This window comes from Actinoplanes sp. NPDC026619 (assembly GCF_040638295.1).
In the GTDB taxonomy this organism is placed as follows: Bacteria; Actinomycetota; Actinomycetes; order Mycobacteriales; family Micromonosporaceae; genus Actinoplanes.
The window spans coordinates 325,237-344,758 of sequence record NZ_JBEZYA010000005.1; the positions used below are offsets into that span (position 1 = coordinate 325,237).

General features: G+C 71.4%; 18 protein-coding genes and 1 pseudogene. 9 read left to right on the forward strand and 10 right to left on the reverse strand.

What is annotated here, in order from left to right; all coding sequences use genetic code 11:
• Window positions 1-19: 19 nt before the first annotated feature.
• Window positions 20-763: a TetR/AcrR family transcriptional regulator gene (locus AB0E90_RS14505; RefSeq protein ID WP_360404105.1), complete on the reverse strand. Its 744-nt coding sequence runs from the start codon at window positions 761-763 to the stop codon at window positions 20-22.
• Here AB0E90_RS14505 and AB0E90_RS14510 point away from each other — a divergent pair.
• Window positions 732-1,460: an MFS transporter gene (locus tag AB0E90_RS14510; RefSeq protein ID WP_360404108.1), complete on the forward strand. Its 729-nt coding sequence runs from the start codon at window positions 732-734 to the stop codon at window positions 1,458-1,460. The genes AB0E90_RS14505 and AB0E90_RS14510 overlap by 32 nt on opposite strands.
• Entirely contained in the window at window positions 1,457-2,083 is a 627-nt protein-coding gene (locus AB0E90_RS14515) for an SDR family oxidoreductase (protein WP_360404111.1), read from the forward strand. Before AB0E90_RS14510 ends, AB0E90_RS14515 begins: the two co-directional genes overlap by 4 nt.
• Before the next feature lie 66 nt (window positions 2,084-2,149).
• Here AB0E90_RS14515 and AB0E90_RS14520 read toward each other — a convergent pair whose 3' ends face one another.
• A complete protein-coding gene (locus tag AB0E90_RS14520; protein ID WP_360404114.1) occupies window positions 2,150-2,989 on the reverse strand; it encodes a LysR family transcriptional regulator in 840 nt (279 codons plus the stop codon).
• A 95-nt stretch (window positions 2,990-3,084) separates the two neighbouring features.
• On the opposite strand from AB0E90_RS14520, the gene AB0E90_RS14525 reads away from it, so the two are divergent.
• A complete protein-coding gene (locus AB0E90_RS14525) occupies window positions 3,085-3,807 on the forward strand; it encodes an SDR family oxidoreductase (protein WP_360404117.1) in 723 nt (240 codons plus the stop codon).
• Here the strand turns inward: AB0E90_RS14525 and AB0E90_RS14530 are convergent.
• The gene (locus tag AB0E90_RS14530) at window positions 3,794-4,894 is read right to left on the reverse strand and encodes a hypothetical protein (RefSeq protein WP_360404120.1); all 1,101 of its coding nucleotides are present in this window, start codon (window positions 4,892-4,894) and stop codon (window positions 3,794-3,796) included. The genes AB0E90_RS14525 and AB0E90_RS14530 overlap by 14 nt on opposite strands.
• Window positions 4,895-5,148: 254 nt before the next feature.
• On the opposite strand from AB0E90_RS14530, the gene AB0E90_RS14535 reads away from it, so the two are divergent.
• Window positions 5,149-5,601 (forward strand): nitroreductase/quinone reductase family protein, encoded by a 453-nt coding sequence (locus tag AB0E90_RS14535; protein ID WP_360404123.1) that lies wholly within the window; start codon window positions 5,149-5,151, stop codon window positions 5,599-5,601.
• Here AB0E90_RS14535 and AB0E90_RS14540 read toward each other — a convergent pair.
• Window positions 5,579-5,938 (reverse strand): MerR family transcriptional regulator, encoded by a 360-nt coding sequence (locus tag AB0E90_RS14540; protein ID WP_360404126.1) that lies wholly within the window; start codon window positions 5,936-5,938, stop codon window positions 5,579-5,581. The two genes, AB0E90_RS14535 and AB0E90_RS14540, sit on opposite strands and share 23 nt — an antisense overlap.
• Before the next feature lie 63 nt (window positions 5,939-6,001).
• Between AB0E90_RS14540 and AB0E90_RS14545 the strand changes: the two genes are divergently transcribed.
• Window positions 6,002-6,991 carry a 12-oxophytodienoate reductase gene (locus AB0E90_RS14545; RefSeq protein ID WP_360404129.1) on the forward strand — a complete coding sequence of 330 codons (990 nt, stop codon included), beginning with the start codon at window positions 6,002-6,004 and terminating at the stop codon, window positions 6,989-6,991.
• 44 nt (window positions 6,992-7,035) lie between these two features.
• Here the strand turns inward: AB0E90_RS14545 and AB0E90_RS14550 are convergent, their stop codons facing one another.
• Window positions 7,036-7,509: a TspO/MBR family protein gene (locus tag AB0E90_RS14550; RefSeq protein ID WP_360404132.1), complete on the reverse strand. Its 474-nt coding sequence runs from the start codon at window positions 7,507-7,509 to the stop codon at window positions 7,036-7,038.
• Between the two features lie 61 nt (window positions 7,510-7,570).
• On the opposite strand from AB0E90_RS14550, the gene AB0E90_RS14555 reads away from it, so the two are divergent.
• The 3 genes and pseudogenes from AB0E90_RS14555 to AB0E90_RS14565 form a co-directional block, all read left to right on the forward strand.
• Window positions 7,571-12,253, forward strand: coding sequence for a DUF4011 domain-containing protein (locus tag AB0E90_RS14555; RefSeq protein WP_360404135.1), 4,683 nt, complete (start codon window positions 7,571-7,573; stop codon window positions 12,251-12,253).
• Window positions 12,254-12,315: 62 nt separating this feature from the next.
• Complete coding sequence (locus AB0E90_RS14560; protein ID WP_360404138.1) at window positions 12,316-13,725, forward strand: hypothetical protein; 1,410 nt, start codon at window positions 12,316-12,318, stop codon at window positions 13,723-13,725.
• 200 nt (window positions 13,726-13,925) lie between these two features.
• Window positions 13,926-14,324 (forward strand): annotated as a pseudogene (locus AB0E90_RS14565) (DUF6082 family protein); the annotation flags it as partial.
• 180 nt (window positions 14,325-14,504) lie between these two features.
• Here AB0E90_RS14565 and AB0E90_RS14570 read toward each other — a convergent pair.
• From AB0E90_RS14570 to AB0E90_RS14580, 3 genes are all read right to left on the reverse strand, one after another.
• Entirely contained in the window at window positions 14,505-14,687 is a 183-nt protein-coding gene (locus AB0E90_RS14570) for a DUF397 domain-containing protein (RefSeq protein ID WP_360404399.1), read from the reverse strand.
• Between the two features lie 62 nt (window positions 14,688-14,749).
• Window positions 14,750-15,697, reverse strand: a complete 948-nt coding sequence (locus AB0E90_RS14575) for a hypothetical protein (protein ID WP_360404141.1) — start codon at window positions 15,695-15,697, stop codon at window positions 14,750-14,752.
• A gap of 508 nt (window positions 15,698-16,205) precedes the next feature.
• Window positions 16,206-16,721: a hypothetical protein gene (locus tag AB0E90_RS14580; RefSeq protein WP_360404144.1), complete on the reverse strand. Its 516-nt coding sequence runs from the start codon at window positions 16,719-16,721 to the stop codon at window positions 16,206-16,208.
• A 51-nt stretch (window positions 16,722-16,772) separates the two neighbouring features.
• Here AB0E90_RS14580 and AB0E90_RS14585 point away from each other — a divergent pair, with 51 nt between their 5' ends.
• Window positions 16,773-17,786 (forward strand): WYL domain-containing protein, encoded by a 1,014-nt coding sequence (locus tag AB0E90_RS14585; RefSeq protein ID WP_360404147.1) that lies wholly within the window; start codon window positions 16,773-16,775, stop codon window positions 17,784-17,786.
• On the opposite strand, the gene AB0E90_RS14590 is transcribed toward AB0E90_RS14585, so the two are convergent.
• Window positions 17,738-18,241: a DUF664 domain-containing protein gene (locus AB0E90_RS14590; protein WP_360404150.1), complete on the reverse strand. Its 504-nt coding sequence runs from the start codon at window positions 18,239-18,241 to the stop codon at window positions 17,738-17,740. The genes AB0E90_RS14585 and AB0E90_RS14590 overlap by 49 nt on opposite strands.
• Window positions 18,238-19,506, reverse strand: coding sequence for an MFS transporter (locus AB0E90_RS14595; protein ID WP_360404153.1), 1,269 nt, complete (start codon window positions 19,504-19,506; stop codon window positions 18,238-18,240). Before AB0E90_RS14595 ends, AB0E90_RS14590 begins: the two co-directional genes overlap by 4 nt.
• Window positions 19,507-19,522 lie beyond the last annotated feature (16 nt).

A 19,522-nucleotide genomic window follows, 5' to 3' on the forward strand; every position in this document is an offset into this window, starting at 1 on the left:
GCGACGGGTGGGCCAATCTTTACGACGGTCCGCGATGGCTCAGCAGTCCGTCGATGATGACGCTGAGTTTCCAGTTGGCGTAGGCGTGGCTGTTGCGGCCGGCGGTGGTCATGGCCGGGCGCAGGGTGTGGATGGTCGGGTAGGTGTCCGCCGGCAGGTCGCCGTAGACGGCGTCGAGTTCGGATCCGGCGGCTTCGGACATGGCTTCCTCGGTGGCCTCGGCCGCACCCTGGGCTGCGGTCAAGGCGCGCTGGTCGCGCAGCCGGGCGGCGAGTTCCAGAGCCGATGAGGTCACGTACTGGTCGAGCAGGTCGGCCGCCCACGGACAAAGGTTGTCGTCGATGCCGCCGGCGCGTAGCAGGGTCATCGTCGCTTCGAGGATGCGCAGGGCCTGCGGCCCGGTCGGCACTCGGGTGATCGCGACCAGGGCGATGTCGTCGTGGCCGGCGAGGGTGGTGATGGCCCGGCTGATGAGCAGTTCCAGCCGGGCCCGCCAGTCACCGTCGGCCGGGCCGGGCAGGTGGACACCGGCCAGCGCAAGGTCGTAGACCTCGGCCATCAACTCGTCCCGGTCGGCCACGTAGACGTAGAGCGACGCCGGGCCGGTGTCCAGGGCCTGGGCGACGCGGCGCATGGTCACCGCGGTGCAGCCGACCTCGTCGACCAGCTGCAGTGCGGCTGCGACGACGGCCTTGCGGCTCAGTGGCGCTTTGGCAGGGCGTGTACGCGGGGTGTCTCGGACCCGGGCAGTGCTGTCAGTCACTGCGCCCTGGTGGACCTTCGCCGTGCTGGCCACTGCGGTGCTCGCGTTCGCCGCCCTCGCACGACGCCAGACGACCAGTCCTTCTCCGATCCTCGCTCCGACCTTGCTGCGTAAGCGACCCTTCGTCGCCGGCCTTTCCGTGGCCGTGCTGCTGTTCGCCGGAACCGGCGGGCTGATGCTCATCCTGTCGCTGTTCCTGCAGCTGGGCCTGCACTACTCGGCGCTGCACACGGGCCTGGCACTCGCCCCCGTGGCCTTGGGCATCGCGACCTCATCGCCGCTCGTCCCAGCGCTGTTCCCGCGCCTCGGCCGCCGCGTGCTTCATCTCGGACTCGGCGTGGAACTACTCGGCGTGCTCGGATTCGCCGTTGTGGCGGCCGCCGGCCCGACGGACCTGGCATTCGCCGCCGCCGGGCTGGTGAGCGGTCTCGGACTGGGGCTGCTCTTCGGCCCGCTGATCCAGAGCACCCTCGCCGTCGCCACCCCCGGCGAGGTGGGCAGCGCCTCCGGAACCATCAATGCCGTCCAGCAGATCGCCACCGCCCTCGGCGTCGCCGTCCTGGGCACCGTCTTCCTCGCCGGCACCGCCCCCGCCCACGCCCTGGTCACCGGCGCGCTCATCGTGGCCGCCACGTGCGTGCTCTGCGCCGTCGTCGTCCTCGCCCTGCCCACCACCGAAAGGAACACAGCAGCATGAGCATCAACGTCGTAGTTCTCGGAGCCGCCGGCCGCACCGGACGCCTGATCGTCGCGGCGGCCCTGCGCAGCGGACACCAGGTCACCGCCGCCGTCCGCAACCCCGCAAGCGTCCCGGCGGCCCCAGGCCTGCGCGTGGAACGTGCCGACGTCCGCGACCCGGGCAGCCTGCGCGCCGTCATCCGAGGTCACGACGCTGTCGTCTCCGCCATCGGCGCCACCGGCCGCAAGGCCGGCAACCTCTACTCCGACGGCGCCCGCGCCACCGTGTCGGCGATGCAAGCCACCGGGGTGAAGCGGCTGCTGGCCATCACCTCCGTCGGCGTCCGGCACGACGACCCCCACCACGCCTGGTGGTACCGCGCCCTGATCCGCCCCATCGGCGCGGACCTGTACGCCGACATGGCCCGCATGGAGCACATCGTGCGCGACAGTGACCTCGACTGGACCTTCGTGCGACCCACCTATCTGCAGGACCGCGAACCCACCGGCAGCTACCGCGCCACCGACAACAGCACTCCCCAGGGCGGATGGCGCATCACCCGCACCGACGTCGCAGGCTTCATCGTCGACGAACTAGACGCGCACCGTTGGTCTCGCCAGGCACCCAGCCTCGCCGAATAACGACGCCGACCAAGCCCTGACCAGCAATCGCAACGCAGGCCTCGAGATCGGACCGGATCGTGCGGCCTAAAGACGGGTGGCGGCTCGGACCAGGCCGGCCAAGGCCCGGGAGCGGCTGTGTGGGGGCCAGGCGATCACTGTGGTCACCTGCGGGGCGTCCAGGACCGGGACGGTGGCGATGTCGCCGCTCACGTGGGAGCGGGCCGACTCCGGCACCACGGCGGCCGCTCGGCCCAGGGCTATCAGCTGCAGAAGCTGGGCGTGGTCGCGGACCGCGGGGCCGGGGCCGGGCGGATAAGTGCCGTCGCGGGCGGGCCAGCGGGGCAACGGCAAGCCGGGCAGGGCGCTGAGGTCGGACATGTGCAGTGCCGGCCTGGTGGTCAGCGGGTGGCCGGCCGGCAGCAGCGCCACCTGGCCCTCGACCGACAGGTCCTCGGTGTCGAGGCCGGCGGTCGAGTCGAACGGGCGGTGCAACAGGGCCACGTCGGCGCGGCCGTCGCGCAGGGTCCGTTCCTGCTCGGCGACGCCGCACAGGTAGACGTCCACGGTCACGGCGCCGGGCTCCACCGCGTACGCATCCAGGAGTTTGGCCAGCAGCTCGGTCGACGCGCCTGCCTTCGCCGCCAGCACCAGGCCCGGGTGGCCGGTCGCGGCCCGGCGGGTGCGCCGTTCGGCGGCGTCGACCGCGTCGAGGGCGGCGCGGGCCTCGACCAGCAGCACCGCGCCCGCCTCGGTCAGGGTTACGCTGCGGCTGGTGCGGGTCAGCAGCTCAGCCCCGATGCGCCGTTCGACCTGCTGGATCGCTCGCGACAGTGGCGGCTGCGCGATCCCGAGCCGGCGGGCGGCTCGCCCGAAGTGCAGCTCCTCCGCGACGGCGACGAAGTAGCGCAACTCCCGCGTCTCCATGTCCGCCAAACTACGCTCCCTTTCGATACTCGTGGGGTATTGCCGGCCACCCTATCGGTGTTGGAGCGCGGCCCGCGGCGGCTGAGAATCGAGTCATGAGCGAACAAACGATCGCGCTGGTCACCGGCGCGAACAAGGGCATCGGGTACGAGATCGCGGCCGGCCTCGGCGGTCTCGGCTGGGCCGTCGGGGTCGGCGCCCGTGACCAGGAGCGGCGGGAGACCGCCGTGGCGAAACTGCGGGCGGCCGGGGTGGACGCGTTCGGGGTGCCGCTCGACGTGACCGACGACGCCGGCGCGGCGCAGGCGGCCCGGCTGGTCGAGGAGCGGGCCGGCCGCCTCGACGTGCTGGTCAACAACGCCGCGGTGACCGGTGGCATGCCGCAGGCGCCGACCCTGGTTCCGGCGGCCACCATGCGGACCGTGGTCGAGACGAACGTGATCGGGGTCATCCGGGTCACCAACGCGATGCTGCCGCTGCTGCGCCGGTCGCGGTCGCCGCGGATCGTCAACATGTCCAGCACCGTCGGCTCGCTGAGCCACCAGGCCGGCGGGGGTGACACCGGGCCGATCTCGGCGGCCTACGCGGCGTCGAAGACGTTTCTCAACGCGGTGACCATCCAGTACGTGAAGGAGCTGGCGGACACCAACATCAAGATCAATATGGGCTGCCCGGGGTTCGTCGCCACCGACCTCAACGGCTTCCGCGGCGTCCGCACCCCGGCCCAGGGCGCGGCAATCGCGATCCGCCTCGCCACCCTGCCGGACGACGGCCCGACCGGCGGCTTCTTCGACGACCAGGGCCCTATCCCGTGGTGAAGCACGAATGGCCGGCCTCCAACCCGGCCAGCTCGGTAATGGCGGTCTCGGGGTAGTACTCGCGCATCACCTTGCGGGCGCCGTCGGCGTCGTTGATCGCGGTGACGTTCTGGATCGCCTCGCGGAAACCGGAATCGGCGAGCATGTCGCGCAGGAAGAGCACGTGCGGGGCGGCCGGGCGCGCCGCCGACCACGGCACGAACGTCACCCCCGCGATGGCCTCGATCCGGGCGCGCTGAGTCTCGGTGCCCACGACGTACGTATAAAAGCCGTGCCGGTCAAGCGTCGTCTCGTCGTCGTTGCGGCAGCCGTAGTCGACCGTGCCGTCCGGCAGCGGATTGGCCACCAGCGACCGCTGGGCGTTGTCGAGGTTGGTGCACAGCGACCAGTAACGCAGGTCGACGCCGCGCCGGGGCCACACCTGCGGATGCACCCCGTCCGCCGAGGTGGCCCCGTGCCCGCGGATGACCAGCACCTGGTCCCCCGCGGGCGGGGTCGTCGTGACGGCAAGATATCCGGTGTCGGTGTTCGGCAGCAGCCCAAGGTCAGCCGGCGGCCTGACAAACAGGACATCAGCCGAGATTTCCGCCGCTCCGGTCAACCCGGCGGCCGCCGCAAGAGCCTCAGCGGGCAGAACAGCATCGGAGCAATCCGGCAGCGGCGACGAAGAGGCGTCCGTGATCGTCACCGTGGGCAGGACCACGGACGACCAATCGCCACTCGCCGGCAGATAGACCCGGAAGATCAGCCGCCCCAACGCCCCTTCCGGCGTATCGAGAGGCGCAACAGGCAGCACATTCGAATCCCCCGCCGACGGCAAAGAGACAAGATCGACGGTGTACGCCCCCGGTGCAGCCCCACGCGTACGCCATGGATTGGCCGTTCCGGCGTCCGGCCGGATCTCGAAGTCGGTAAGCGTCGACTCCACCCCGTTGACCGAGAACGCCCCACCCTCCCCCTTGTACACCGACAGCGACATGAACCGGCTGTCCGGGAACTCCCCGTCGATCCGGATGTGCAGCCCCGCCCGCACCGTGTAGTTGAACGACCAGTACGCGGCGTGATTCTCCGGAAAGAGCGCGTTCACCGCATCGGTGCTGACCTGCCCACCCCACGCACACGTCGGATCAGACTGAGCAGCACGAGCCGGCGACGGAACCAACAGGACAAGAACCGTAAGCAAGCGTGCCCAACCCACCGACCCGACCTCCGCATAGATCGACTCTTGACTTTGTCCATCTAATTAGTGGGAAAGGTTTTCGCCGCGAACAGCAGCGTATTTCCGCCAGGTTTCTCCAAATCGGACTTGCCGCCCAGACCGGTAGAGACCAGAGTCGCGACATGACCTTCGACGGCCGCAACGGCACTCGCGGCGCCCGGCAACCGGGTGGCCCGCTGATAAAGATCGCGAACAAGCTGACCATGGGCCGGATCCGGCGCAAGGCAGGCGCCCTGCTGATCCTGACCACGATCGGCCGCAAGTCCGGCCAGGAGCGGCAAAGCCCGCTGCGCTGGTTCCCGGCCGGCGACACCAACGCCGAGGGCTGGCTGATCGTGGCTTCGGCCGGCGGCGGCGCCCAGAACCCGGCCTGGTACTACAACCTCAAGGCCAACCCCGACCAGGCCTGGGTCGAACTCGGCGACCAGAAGGTCGCGGTGACCGCCGAGCAGCTGCACGGCGCGGAGCATGAGGCCGCCTGGCAGCGGATCACCACCGAGGCGGCGCAGTTCGCCGGTTACCAGACCAAGACCGACCGGGACATCCCGGTGATCAAACTGACGCCGCGGGCGTAACGCGGTATTCCTCCACCAGGCCCGCGAGGATGTCCCGCGTCCGGTTCAGACTCTCGATCTGTGACTCGACGCGGGTCAGCTCGGCGGTCAGCCGCGAGCTGAGCCACGGCGTACGCAATGAGGAATCGCTGATGCACGGCAGCACGTCGGCGATGGTCACGCTGTTCAGCCCGGCCGCCAGCAGCGACTGGATCAGCGTCACCCGCTCGACCGCGTCGGCCGGGTAGACCCGCTGCCCACCGCCGGTCCGGGCAGACGCGAGCAGCCCCTGCTCCTCGTAATAGCGCAGCGAGCGGGCGCTGGCCCCGGTCGCCGCCGACAGATCCCCGATCCGCATCGATGTCTCCTGCGCCACAGAACCCTTGAACCTCACATCCATGTGAAGTTCTACCGTACCGGCATGAACACTTTCGCGGCACCCACCACCCTCGGAAAACTGGCCCTGAGCAGCCGCTTCGTCATGGCCCCGATGACCCGCAAGCGGTCGCCCGGTGGCGTGCCGACGGCCGGGAACGCCGCCTATTACCGCCGCCGCGCCGAGGGCGGCATCGGCCTGATCATCACCGAGGGCGCCCTGATCGGCCACCCCAGCGCGAGCCACGAGGACGACGTCCCGCGCCTGACGCCGGGCCCCGCCGAGGCCGGGTGGCGCCTGGTCACGGACGAGGTCCACGAGGCCGGCGGCCGCATCGCCGCGCAGATCTGGCACCTCGGCGGCGAGCGCCTCCCGATCGAGACCGCCTGGACCCCCGACAAGATCAACGGCAACGGCTTCGATCAACTACTGATGTCGTACGCCGAGAGCGCGCGCACCGCCGTCCGCGCCGGCTTCGACGCCGTGGAGATCCACGCCGCCCACGGCTACCTGCTCGACGAGTTCCTCTGGCCGCGCACCAACCACCGCACCGACCGCTTCGGCGGCTCGGCACGCGCCCGGGCCGCGTTCCCGGCCGAGGTGATCCGCGCGGTCCGCGACAACATCCCCGCCGACCTGCCGCTGATCGTGCGCTTCTCCCAGTTCAAGGAGCGCGACCACGCCGCCCGCATCGCCGACACCCCGGCCGAGCTGGGCGAGATCCTCGGCGCGTTCGCCGAGGCCGGCGCGGACGTGCTGCACGCCTCGCAGCGCCGCTTCTGGGAGCCGGCGTTCGACCGCGACCCGGCCAACCTGGCCGGCTGGGCGAAGCGGCTGACCGGCCTGCCGACGATCACGGTCGGCTCCATCGGTCTCGACCGGGGCCGGCTCGCGGAGCTCGACACGCAGGACGCCGACATGATCGCACTGGGCCGGGTGCTGCTGGGCAACCCGGGCTGGGCCAGGCTCGCCGCCGCCGGCCGCTGGGACGAGATCCGCCCCTACCGCAAGGCCGACGAGGACGTCTATTTCTGAGCCCCGCCCTCGTCCGGCTCAGCGAGCCGCGGGACCGGACGGGCCTACCGGTTGCGCCGGGCGATCGAGGCGTTCAGGGCGGTGGCGAACAGGCACCACGCCGCGTACGGGACGAGCGCCTTCGCCGCCACCGTGTCGTGCTTGGCAGTCCGGCGGATCAGGTCGGCGTTGCTCGCGTCCAGGGCGAGCGTGCCGGCCAGCCCGCCGAGCACGCTGCGCCGCCCGAAGAACAGCCAGTTCCAGGCGGCGTTGGCGGCCAGGTTCGTGCCGAACGCGGTGAGCACCTCCCGCCGGGCCGCGCCCCGGGTGCGCAGCACGGCATGGCCGCCGGCCCACGCGATGCTCGCGTACAGCGGCGTCCAGACCGCCCCGAACGCCCACGACGGCGGCTGCCAGGACGGCTTGTCCAGCGTGCGGTACCACCGGGTGCCGGTGTTCACCACGGCGGATCCGGCGGCCGCGGTGGCGGTCACGGCGGCGGCCGTGGCGGCGTAGGTGACCCAGCGTTGTGTGCTCATGGCTTCCCCCTTTCCCGCGAATCGCCAGCGGAATCACCCTTCACCTTGCTGAAATTGGGATATGACGCCCGAAAATTCGCAGGTCCGGGCCGCGCTGCGGTCGTGGCGCGACGGCCTGGTGAACCTCGACGCCGGCAACCGGCTGATCAACTTCCGGCGCACCGAGACGGGCACGGTGGAGATCGCCGGCCCGCCGCCGGCGGTGATCGTGGGCGCGCTGCGCTCGGGCGGCGAGCACGGCTTCGCCGGCGAGGGCGAGTTCTTCCGCACCGGCCTGAACGCGTCCGCGCTCGGCACCGTGCTGCGCCGGCTGATGCGCAAGGCCCGGCAGGACTTCCTGGACCGGGGCGTCGACGCGCTGCACCTGGCGATCGGCATGCTGCACTGGAGCGACGAGGAAGGTACGGCGTACGAAAGCCCGCTCCTGCTCTTGCCGGTTGAGCTGACCGCCGACGGCCCGGCCGATCTCCCCCGGCTGCGCGGCCGCGACGACGACCCGGTGGTGAACCCGGCGGTGGTGCTGCGGATGCGGCTGCTCGGCGTCGAGCTCCCGGCCGTCGAGTCGCTGGCCGACCTGGACCTGGCCGAATTCCTGACCCGGGTGCGGGCGGCGACGGCCGGGCGGGACGGCTGGCAGGTGCGCGAGACCGTGCTGCTGTCCACGTTCAGCTTCCACAAGGAGGCGATGTACCGGGACCTTTCCGACAACGAGGAGCGCATCCTCGCCCACCCGGTGATCCAGAGCCTGGCCTCGCTCGACGGCGCCCCCGGTTTCGAGCCGGTCGCGCCCGGCGACGTCGACCGGCTGGCCCCGCCCGAGGAGGTTCCGCTGGTCCTGGACGCGGACGCGTCCCAGCGGGCCTGCGTCGCCGCCGCCACCGCCGGGCACAGCTTCGTGCTCGACGGCCCGCCCGGCACCGGCAAGTCGCAGACCATCGCCAACATGATCGGCTGCCTGCTGCACGCCGGGAAGCGGGTGCTGTTCGTCTCCGAGAAGGCGGCCGCGCTCGAGGTGGTGCGCAACCGGCTCGCCGACGCGGGTCTCGACGGCTACCTGCTGGAACTGCACAGCCACAAGGCCACCCGCAAGGAGGTGGCGCGCGGGCTGGCCGGAGCGCTGGACGAGACGCCGGCCCCGCCGGCGACAGGCGAGGTGAGCGCGGCGCAGGCTTCCCGCGAGGGGCTTTCCGCGTACGCCGAGGCGATGAACGAGGTACGCGAACCGCTCGGCTCGAGCCTGCACGACATCCTCGGCCGCTGCGCCGAGCTCGCCGACGCCCCCGCCGCGCCCGCACCGGAGCCGAGCACGCTGACCCCGGAGACCCTGCGGCAGGTCCGCGACGCCGCCGACCGGCTGGCCCGCTCCTGGCGCCCGGCCGCCCTCGGGGACGCCTTCGCCTGGCGCGAGGTCACCGAGCACGATCCGCTCGACGGCCGGCTCCAGCGGGCCGAGCACGCACTGCGCGAGCTGTCCGGCGCGGCCGCCCGCCACACCGCCCTGGCCGGCGCGTTCGGCCTGGCCCGGCCGGCCGCCGCGGCCGCCCTCGCCGCCCTGGCCGGGCACGCCGCCGCCCGCCCGGCCGGGGTCGACGACGAATGGCTCACGATCGCCGGCCTCAAGCCGGTGCGCCGGGCCGCCACCGAACGCGGACGCCGCCTCGCCGGGGTGCGGCAGGCCCGCGACGCCGTCCGCGCCGCCGCCGGCGTCGAGTGGGACGACCTGCCCGCGGAGCTGCCCCCGGTGGAACGGGCCAAGACCCGGCCGGCCGCGGTCGACCCCGGCCCGCTCACCGCCGAGGCGGCCGCCGGGCTGGCCCGCCGCTTCGACGACGACGCCACCCTGCTCGAGGAGCGGATGCGCGACGTCGCCCGGATCACCTCCGCGCTGACCCTGCCGGCCGCCGCCACCTTCAACGACGTCGCCCGCACCATCGCGATCTGCGAGCTGGGCGGCAAGGCCAACCGCCCGGAGGCCTACTGGTTCGGCGCCGGGGTCCTGGCCAAGGCGACCACCGCCACCGCCGCGCTGCGCCGGGGCGTGGAGGCGCTGACCGCTGCCGAGGGGCAGGCCCGCCGCTATTTCCACGAGTCGATCCTCGACCAGCCGGTCGAGGAGCTGTCCGACCGGCTGACCCGCGGGCACCGGGGGTTGTTCCGCAAGCTGTTCGGCGCGTACCGGCGCGACTACGAGGCGGTGGCCGCGTTCGCGCTGCCGACGATGAGCGCCTCGGACGCGGTCGCGCACCTCGGCACCGCGGTCGCCTGGCGGGCCGCCCGCCGCGAGCTGGCCAACCTCGAACGCGACCACGCCACCGTTCTCGGCCGGTTCTGGCGCGGCGCGACCACCGACTTCACCGCGCTCGGCGAGGCCCTGCAGGTCGCCGCCGACCTGCTGCGCTGGACCCCGCCGCAGGCCATGCCGGCCGTCGTCGACCACGTCTGCGCGCCCGCCCCGGACGACGGGTTGCTCAGCGCCGCGGCCGGCGTGTCCGCCGCGATCGCCCGCTGGCAGTCCACCCTGCGCCCGGCCCCGGAGCCAGCCGCCCGGCCCGACCTCGCACACGGCGCCGTCCGTGAGGCGGTCGCCTGGCTGCGCGCCAACGCGGCCCCGCTCAACGCGGCCGCCCGCTTGGTCACGGCCTACGACGAGGCCACCGGCCGCACCCTCGACCTGACCGGCGCCGAGCGCCTGGCCGCCCTGCGCCAGGCCGTCGTCGACGCCCGGCCGGCCACCGACGAGAGCACCGACATCGACGAGGCCGCCGAGAGCGCCGCCATCGACTGGGCCGCGAAGGCCCGGCAACTCGCGGGCTCCGGCGACAAGCCGCTCACCGCGGTGCAGGTCGCTGCCCTTGCCGGCAGCCGGCCGGCCGACGGGCTCGCCGCCAAGGCGACCGCCTGGGTGCAGGCCCGCGACGCGCTCGTCGCCGCGTTCGGCGCCCCTCGCCGGGCCGCGCTGGTCGAGTCGCTCGAGGACTACGACCGCGGGCCGGCGCTGCTGCGGGAACTGCGGGAGGACTCCAGCGGCCAGGAGGAGTGGTTCAGCCACGTCGCCGCGCGGGAGGTGCTGTCCGGGTTCGGCCTGGACGCGGCGGTCGCGTTCTGCGCGGATCTGAAACTGCCGCCGGCGCAGCTGCGGCCGGTTCTCGAGCGGGCCGTGCTGCGCGCCTGGGCCGACGACGTGCTGCACCGCGACAAGCGGCTGCACCCGGTGCGCGCCGAGGAACGCAGCCACCTCGTCGACGAGTTCCGCCGCCTCGACCTCGACCTGATCGCGTCGGCGCCGGCCCGGATCGCCGCGGTGCTGGGCGCCCGGCGCACGGGCCTGCCCGCCGAGGAGACGGCCCTGCTGCGCCGGGAAGGGATGAAGGAGACACGGCACCTCGCCGTACGGGATCTGATCGGTCGGGCCCGCACCGCCGTACTCGCCATGAAGCCTTGTTTTCTGATGTCACCGCTTGCGGTGAGCCAATATCTGCCGCCGGACATCGCGTTCGATGTGGTGATCTTCGACGAGGCGTCGCAGGTGACGCCGGCCGACGCGATCAACTGCATCTACCGGGGCGCGGCGCTGGTCGCGGCCGGCGACGACAAGCAGCTGCCGCCGACCTCGTTCTTCGAGGCGGTCAACCGGGGCACCGAGGTCGACGACTTCCAGTCCATCCTGGAGCTGGCCAAGGCGTGCGGCGCGTTCCCGGCCCTGGGCCTGGCCTGGCATTACCGCAGCCGGCACGAGGCGCTCATCGCGTTCGCCAACCACGCGTTCTACCAGGGCCGCCTGGTCACCTTCCCGGCCGCCGACCCGGACGGCGCCGACACCGGCGTGCACTTCGTCCCGGCCGACGGCGTCTACCGGCGCGGCACCACCCGCGACAACCCGGTCGAGGCCGCGGTCGTCGCCGAACGGGTCATCGCGTCGCTGACCAGCCGGCCCGACCTGTCGCTCGGCGTCGTCACGTTCTCGGTGGCGCAGGCCGAGGCGATCGAGGCCGCCCTCGAACAGGCGGTCACCGAGCACCCCGGGCTGCTCCGGCTGCTCGACGGCGACCGGCTCAACGGATTCTTCGTCAAGAGCCTCGAATCGGTGCAGGGCGACGAGCGCGACGTGATGATCTTCTCGATCGGCTACGGCCACGACGAGCAGGGCCGGATCAGCACCAACTTCGGCGCGCTCAGCCGGCCCAACGGGTGGCGGCGGCTCAACGTGGCGATCACCCGGGCCCGGCAGCGGGTCGAGATCGTCTCGTCGATCCGGTCCCGGGACATCCCGGCCGGCGCCAACGAGAGCGTCCGGCACCTGGCCGCGTACCTCGACTTCGCCGAACGAGGCGGTGTTTTCGCCGCCGCCGCCGATGGCGCATCCGACTCCCTGGCGAGCTCGGTTCGCTCGACCATCGAATCGTGGGGATTTGGAGTGCAGGCGCGGATCGGATCCGGCGGCTACCGGCTCGACCTCGGCGTGCTGCAACCTGGACGCCCCGTTTTTGCGATCGGCATCGAGTGCGACGGCGCGATGTACCACTCCTCGCCGGTGGCCCGGGACCGGGACCGGTTGCGCGCCGCGGTCCTGGGCGGGCTCGGCTGGAACCTCTACCGGGTGTGGGGCACCGCCTGGTACCGCGACCGGGCCGAGGAGGAGGCCCGGCTGCGCGCGGCCATCGAGAAAGCCGTCGCCGCCGTCGAGCTGCCGACCCGTGCCGCGCACCACAAGCCCGACCTTCTGAAGCTGCTGCCGGTCTCTTGATCTCTCTGTCGGACTTTACTCAGTGATCATTCATGTCGACTGTATTGACTCACGCTGAGTTGATGTCCAGCATTGTCCGGGTGACGGTCGGAACAGGGGGTCCGGCGCACGCCGCCCCGGTCAGCTGTGTCGCCTTCCGGGCCGACGGCGGGCGCCTGGCAAGTGGCTCGCACGACCGCAGCGTGATCGTCTGGGACACCACCGATCCGCACCGGCCGGCGATGGTGGCCGAGTTCGGCAACCACGCCGCGGTGCTGTCGGTCGCCTGGAACCCGGCCGCCGCCGACCTGCTGGCCACCGGCGCCGCCGACGGCACGGCCGCGGTCTGGCGCGTCGTCGACGACCGGCCGCCGTCGCTCATGAAGGTCCTGTCCGGGCACCCCGGCGCGGTCACCTCGGTCGCCTGGATGCCGGACGGCCAGCACCTGATCTGCCAGATCGACGAGTCCCGGGCGGCGGTGTGGAACGCGTTCGGCGAGACGTACCTGGGCGAGCTGGCCGATTGCGTACGCCTGGCGGTCTCCCCCCATGGCCTGGTGGCCACGGTCGGTAGCGACCGCTTGGTGGCCGTGCGTGACCTGTGGCGCGACCCGGGCCGCATCACCTACCTGCCGTCCGCCGCCGTCGAGGACTGCGCCTGGTCCCCCGACGGCACCACCTTGGCTCTCGCCTGCGCCGACGGCACCCTCGAACTGCTCGACACGAACCTGACACCGATCCGCTCGGCCCGCATCGGCGACACCCCGCTGCGCGCCATCACCTGGTCGACCGACGGCGCCAGCCTGATCGCCGGCACCTACGACCCCGCCCTGGTCGCGCTGGACGCGATCGGCCGGCCCCAGTGGCGCCAGACCGACGTACGGCTGTGGCCCCGCTCGGTCGCCGCGGCCGGCGGCACCGTGGTGTCCTCGACCTTCGGCGGCCGCCCACACCTGCTCGTACAGGCAACCGGCCAGCCACTGGGCAGCGCGACCGGCACCCAGCCCCCCGCCGACCCGGCCGCGCCCTTCCGCGGTGGCGTGGTCGCCGCCACCGGCCGCATCGTGACCGCCGGCCCGGCAGGCGAACGCCACCCGCTCTGGGAGCACGAAACCCGAGTAGCCGCCGTGGCCGCGGTCGGCGACCGCGTGATCGTCTCAGCCGCCCACCGCGCCGTCCGGGTAATGCTCCTGTCCGACCACGACCTGGTCGTGGAGCGCGGCATCACGCTGCAGTCCCCCGAGCCGGTGAAGGCGGTGGCGGTCCTGGGCTCACCGGAGGCCCCGGTGGTGGTGGCGGCCTCCCACGACTTCCGCCTATTCTCCTGGACCCTGGACTGGTTCGGCATGCCGGCCGGCCCCCGCCTGCTCGGCGAGTTCGGCTTCGGCATAGCCGCCCTGACCCGCCTCGACGACCACCGCCTGACCGCAACCGACCACCACGGCGAAATGGTGATCCTGGCCTTGGGCTCGAACGGCGCGCTGTCCGCCTGACCAGCGCCCGCCGAGGCATTCACTCATCGAATTGCATCGACTCGCCATGCTGAGGCCAACGGCGCCGAAGTCGCATCGGGAGCGGTTCGTTGATCAGATCAGCACCCCCACGACGTGTCACCCACTCACGTAGAAGCCGCCGCCTGCTCATCGTGGCCGGCTTCGGGGCGGTGGCCCTGGTACTGGGCTCACCTCTCCTGATGGCCGGGATCTCCGATTCCGCCCTGCCCTGGGACCGGCTCGCCGATGTGGGCGACGCCTACGGCGGCGCGTCGGCGCTGCTGTCTGCGGCGGCGCTCTGCGGGATCGGCGCATCGCTGGTCTTCCAACAGCGACAGCTCCGCCAGGAACTGGCAAACATCGACCGGCAACAGCACATTGAGCTGTTGCGGCTCGCCATCGAGAACCCGGAACTCATCGAAGTGCTCGACCGGCGGACAGCCGAGTCACCGCACGCCCGGCAGCGCCTCTACGCCAATCTAACGATGATGTACTGGCTCGCGATCTGGCAGCTAAGCGAGGTCGACGAAGAGGAACTCGCCGGCATGGCCGAGATGATGTTCCAGAGCGAGGTAACTCCCGAATGGTGGGCCGGATCGCGCCCATTTCATATCCATCATCACGCGGGAGATGGATGCGGCGAAATCGAATGCAGCTCCGACACCGCGGGCCAGCCCACCGACCGCACCTCGGCCCATCTTGCGGCACCGGGATATTGCCGCTGCCGCTGCGGCGACGGTCGCAGTGCTTTGCTGGTGGCGTCTGCGCAGGCAGGTGCGCTAGATCCGGTCAGCCTTGACGTCCGCCAGGAACAACGCCCAAGCCTCGCGGCTGTACGACAGCACGCCGCCGGAAGGGTCTTTGGAATCCCTCATACGGATGTCGCCCTCGCCCGTCGCGGCAACCTCCACGCAGGCACTGTTGGAAACCGACCGACTGCTCTTCTTCCACTCGTTTTCCATGATGATCGCCTATCCATCCCGTCTACGAAGACGTCACCGACGCTAGTACCACCGGGACACTATTAGGACGCGGGTCCACCAGACGCGGGTCGCTCGAAAGAGGTAGTGGATTCTGGCTGGAGGGCGCGCAAGGCACGCAACGTGTTCCAGCGGCTGGGCTTGCCGTCCTGCTCCATGACGAAGTGGACCCGCCCCGGGTAGGTGTGTTCGAGCACCCAGGTGCCGTCCGGCTGCTGTTTGTCCCACACCAGCTGCCGGGCCTCGGCCAGCCGTGGATCGCCGGAACCGCGGAAGTAGTCGAGGGCCCGCAGCACGTCGTAGTGCCACCGGCCGGGAAACGCGAGCAGCAGGTAGTCCGGCTTGATCACGTCGCCGGTCGACAATCGGCGGAAGAGCTGCCGGTCGAGCAGATACTCCTCCCCGCGCAGCCGGGCCTCGGTCACCTCCGCGCCGCCGGCCTCCTCGTACGCCTTCAGCCCTTCGAGGACGTTGATCGTCGTGTCGAACGAGGAGCGCGTCGAGGTGAACCCGGCCTCGCAGTTCCACCCGCCGTCCGTGAGCTGCTCACTGAGCAGCCGCTCGACGACCGCCTCGACGTCCTGTTCGAAGTAGACGCCCAGCGCCACCACGCGGCCGTTGATGCACGGCTCGGTCTCGCCGGCGAAGAACGGCTGATTGTCGTTCTCCCAGCGGCAGTTGTCCGCGACCTGCTGGACCCGGTCGGCGGGCAGCGTCGCGCCCAGGGTGCGCAGCAGGGTGAGCACCGGCTCGGTCGCGGTCCACGGCTGGCCTTCGCCGGCTTCGCGGTTCCAGCCCTCCCGCGGGAAGAACGCCCCACCCGCCCACTGCCCGTCCGCCTCCTGCAGACCCAGCAGCCGGGCGCCCCAGCCCTCTCGGTTCACCCGCGCCCGTTCGGCCGTCACCTCGTCGGCCGGGGCGCCCACCAGGTCGCGCATCACCTGCCACCGTATGGCCGGATCCCCGTCGAGCAGCCAGTCCGTCACCGTCATGGGGCGAGACTAGTCATCCACCTTTCGTCATGGTTGCGGGTTGGTGGGTCGGCTCTCTCGCGCTTGGACGGTTGAGGGCGGTGTGACCGAGCTCGTTGGCCTCGGCCAACCCGTCCGGCAGTTCCAGTGCGGCTTTGTAGGCGGGATCGACCAGCAACACATAGCCTTGGGAATCCCTCAGCGCTGACTCGTTTGCGTGGCCGCGCACGGTTGCCTCGGCAAGCCCCTCCCCCTCTCCCCCCGCCCCGCGACCAGCGCGATCTTGGAGAACTGCTGTCCGGAACGTGCACCAACTCACCAAGATCGGGAGACCGCACCTCCGCCCAGCATTCAACGCGCGATCTTGGAAACTTGGCGCTCGGACAGCGCACCAACTGCCCAAGATCGGGAGGGGCGGGTCCTGCGCCTCACGGTCAAGCCGCGATCTTGGGAGGGTGCCGAGTGGGCACAGGCGACCGACCGCCGTTGCCAGCTTCTCCGCCCGCCTCGACGCCCTGCCGCGGGTTACCTAGACAAAACCGGAGAACTGGGTTTCGGCGTACGCCGTCTTGGCCTCGGTGTCTCGGGGGGAGCGCAGGTATCGGGTCCAGGCCTGGTGTTCGTGGGCTATCGGGGCGAACTCCCAGACGCACATCACGCCTCGGTGGGTGGTCTGGGGCATCAGGTGGAAGTCGGCGTCCGTGCGGAGGTCTCGGGCGTACACCGTTTCCCACATCTCGTTGTTGCCGCGCCACGTGCAGACCAGCAGCAGATGCACATGATCACCGCTCAGGTGGTGGACCACGAAGCCCAGGTCCCCGGCCAGCGGCAGCCGGCCGGCCGTGATCTCGGTGGCCAGGAAGGCGTGGGCGTCCACCGAGATGACCTGGTCCTCGCGGTGCAACCGGTACCACTTCAGGTAGACGTCGGGGAGGGTCAGCGGTGGGCCCGGTGCGGCCACCTTGGTCACGTGGCGGTAGGACTCGTCGACCACGTTGCCGACTGCGGCCAGGTCTGTCATGCGCGGGTTCACGTCGACGATCATGCGGGCGCACCACTGACACCTTTTGTCAGTGGTTGCTGGCACACTTCGGCCATGCGTGCGAGCCGCCTGCTGTCCCTGCTGTTGCTGCTGCAGAACCGAGGCCGGCTCAGCGCCGCCCAGCTGGCCGCCGAGCTGGGGGTCACCGCGCGGACGATCTACCGGGACGTGACCGCGCTCGCCGCCGCGGGAGTGCCGATCTACGCCGAGCCGGGGCCGACCGGCGGTTACGAGCTGATGGAGGGTTACCGCACCCGGCTGACCGGGCTGACCGCGCCCGAGGCCGAGTCGCTGTTCCTGACCGCGCTGCCGGAGCCGGCCGCCGAGCTCGGTCTCGGCGCGCACCTGGCCGCGGCCGAGCTCAAACTGACGGCGGCGCTGCCAACTTCGTACCGGGATGCCTCGACCCGCATCCGGCAGCGCTTCCACCTCGACCCGCCGGGGTGGTACAGGGAGCCCGACGCCGTGCCGCACCTGCTCGCCGTGGCCGAGGCGCTGTGGCAGGACCACGTCATCGAGATGCGGTACCGGCGGTGGTCGCCCGAGCCGGGCGAGGTCAGGCGCCGGGTGCACCCGCTGGGGCTCGTCCTCAAGGCGGGAGTCTGGTACCTCATCGCCACCAGCCGTGGGCGGCCGCGCATCTACCGGGTCTCGTCCATTGTGGAGGTCCGAAGGGAAGAAGACCGATGCAGCCGGCCCGACGGCTTCGATCTGGCCGCATTCTGGCGGGAGCACGTCGAGCGGTACGAAGAGGCCGACCTGGACGCCTCGGCGGTCGTCCGGCTGAGCCCGGGCGGGGTCAGCGCGCTGCCGGACGTGCTCGGGCCGAGGGCCGCCCGCGCCGTGCGGCGCACTCTGGGCCCGGCCGACGCGGATGGCTGGCGGCAGGCGACGATTCCGATGGAGAGCGTCCCGCACACCGCCGGATACCTGCGGAAGCTGGGCGCGGACGGGCAGGCCGTCGCCCCGGCCGAACTGGTCACCCACATGATCGACAGCATTCGGGAGATGGCCGCGCTCTATTCGCCGACCGGGCCGCCGGCCAGTTCGGCGACGATGTCGAGGTGACCGGTGTGCCGGGCGTACTCCTGCACCAGGTGGAAGAGGATCCGGGACAGGGTCGCGGGTGGATCGCCGGCCCAGCGCGGGCCCGGCGCGCCGACCACGGCCAGGTCCGTGCCACGAACCACGGCCGTCGTGTGGGCGCCCTGATCGCGCAGCTCCGCCGACAGCGAGTCGAGCGTTTCGCCGGGCGCCACGTGCCAGCGGTCGTCGCGCTGGTCGCCCCACGGCTCGGCGATCGGCGCGCCTTCGAAACCCCACTCGATCCAGCGCAGCTCGACGTACCGCAGGTGCTTGAGCAGTTCGAGCGGGGTCCAGCCGGAGGGGAGCCGGCTGGTGCTCTGCGCGTCCGGCGGCAGGGCGGCGACCCTGGTCAGGACCATCGACCGGAAGTAATCGAGGTAACCCAGGAAGACCGCGGCCGGGTCGGCGGCGGGAAGCGTCGGGGACGGGAAGGTCATTCCCTGATTGTGCGGCGGGGCATCAGCACCAGGGCGGCCAGGGCCAGGACGCAGCAGATCACGATGTACCAGCTGATTCCCGTACTGGAGCCGGTCTCTTGAAGGATTTTCGTGGCGATCAGCGGGGCGGGACCGCCGGCGATGACCGACGCCAGTTGGTAGCCGAGGCCGGCGCCGGAGTAGCGCAGGTTCGCGCCGAAGCCCTCGGCGATGAGCGCGGCCTGCGGGCCGTACTGGATGTCGTGGAAGATCAGCGACACCACGACGGCGAGCAGGATCAGGCCGGACTGCTTGGTGTTGAGCAGGCCGAAGTACGGGAACGCGAACAGGCCGGTGAGCACGATCCCGGTGCCGTAGACGCGGCGGCGCCCGAACCGGTCGGAGAGATGGCCGAAGAGCGGCACGCTGATCAGGCCGATGGTCGCGGCGATCAGGATGTCGTCGAGCAGGCCGTCGCGGGTCAGGCCGAGCTGCTTGGTGCCGTAGGTCAGCACGAAGCTGGTGAACAGGTAGAACGGCGCCTGCTCGCCGAGGCGCACGAAGGCCGAGCTGATGATGGTCGGCCACTCGGCGCGGATCACCTCGACCAGCGGGCGGCGCACCATCTGGCCGGCCGAGGCCGCCGCGGTGAACTCCGGGCTTTCCAGCACCCGCAACCGGACATAAAGACCGACGCCGATGAGTACGACGCTGAGCAGGAACGGGATGCGCCAGCCCCACGATTCGAAGGAGTCGCCCGTCCAGTTGCTCACCAAGCGCACCACGCCGGTGGAGGCGACCAGTCCCAGTGGCACGCCGAGCTGCGGCCAGCTCGCCATCAGGCCACGGCGGTCGCGCGCTCCCCACTCCATCGAGAGCAGCACCGAACCGCCCCATTCGCCGCCGACCCCGATGCCCTGGCAGATCCGCAGCAACACCAGCAGCAGGGGCGCCGCGTAACCGATCGAGCCGTACGTGGGCAGGAAGCCGATCAGCGCCGTCGCCACGCCCATCAGCAGCAGGGTGGCGATCAGGGTGGCCTTGCGGCCGATCCGGTCGCCGTAGTGACCGAAGATGGCCGCCCCGACCGGCCGCGCGGCGAAACCGACGAACTGCGTGCCGAACGACAGCAGGATGCCGGTGTAGGCCGCCTGGTGGGGGAAGAACAGCGCCGGAAAGATCAGCGACGCGGCCGTGTTGTACAGGAAGAAGTCGTACCACTCGATGGTGGTGCCCACCGTGCTGGCGACCACGGCGCGACGACGATGAACCGTAGTGACGGCCATCACACGAATATCGACC

Coding starts and splice junctions, on each gene's coding strand:
- AB0E90_RS14515 (WP_360404111.1), top strand. CDS start 1,457: ATGAGCATCAACGTCGTAGTTCTCGGAGCCGCCGGCCGCACCGGACGC.
- AB0E90_RS14520 (WP_360404114.1), bottom strand. CDS start 2,989: ATGGAGACGCGGGAGTTGCGCTACTTCGTCGCCGTCGCGGAGGAGCTG.
- AB0E90_RS14525 (WP_360404117.1), top strand. CDS start 3,085: ATGAGCGAACAAACGATCGCGCTGGTCACCGGCGCGAACAAGGGCATC.
- AB0E90_RS14535 (WP_360404123.1), top strand. CDS start 5,149: ATGACCTTCGACGGCCGCAACGGCACTCGCGGCGCCCGGCAACCGGGT.
- AB0E90_RS14540 (WP_360404126.1), bottom strand. CDS start 5,938: ATGCGGATCGGGGATCTGTCGGCGGCGACCGGGGCCAGCGCCCGCTCG.
- AB0E90_RS14545 (WP_360404129.1), top strand. CDS start 6,002: ATGAACACTTTCGCGGCACCCACCACCCTCGGAAAACTGGCCCTGAGC.
- AB0E90_RS14550 (WP_360404132.1), bottom strand. CDS start 7,509: ATGAGCACACAACGCTGGGTCACCTACGCCGCCACGGCCGCCGCCGTG.
- AB0E90_RS14555 (WP_360404135.1), top strand. CDS start 7,571: ATGACGCCCGAAAATTCGCAGGTCCGGGCCGCGCTGCGGTCGTGGCGC.
- AB0E90_RS14560 (WP_360404138.1), top strand. CDS start 12,316: ATGTCCAGCATTGTCCGGGTGACGGTCGGAACAGGGGGTCCGGCGCAC.
- AB0E90_RS14570 (WP_360404399.1), bottom strand. CDS start 14,687: ATGGAAAACGAGTGGAAGAAGAGCAGTCGGTCGGTTTCCAACAGTGCC.
- AB0E90_RS14575 (WP_360404141.1), bottom strand. CDS start 15,697: ATGACGGTGACGGACTGGCTGCTCGACGGGGATCCGGCCATACGGTGG.
- AB0E90_RS14580 (WP_360404144.1), bottom strand. CDS start 16,721: ATGATCGTCGACGTGAACCCGCGCATGACAGACCTGGCCGCAGTCGGC.
- AB0E90_RS14585 (WP_360404147.1), top strand. CDS start 16,773: ATGCGTGCGAGCCGCCTGCTGTCCCTGCTGTTGCTGCTGCAGAACCGA.
- AB0E90_RS14590 (WP_360404150.1), bottom strand. CDS start 18,241: ATGACCTTCCCGTCCCCGACGCTTCCCGCCGCCGACCCGGCCGCGGTC.
- AB0E90_RS14595 (WP_360404153.1), bottom strand. CDS start 19,506: ATGGCCGTCACTACGGTTCATCGTCGTCGCGCCGTGGTCGCCAGCACG.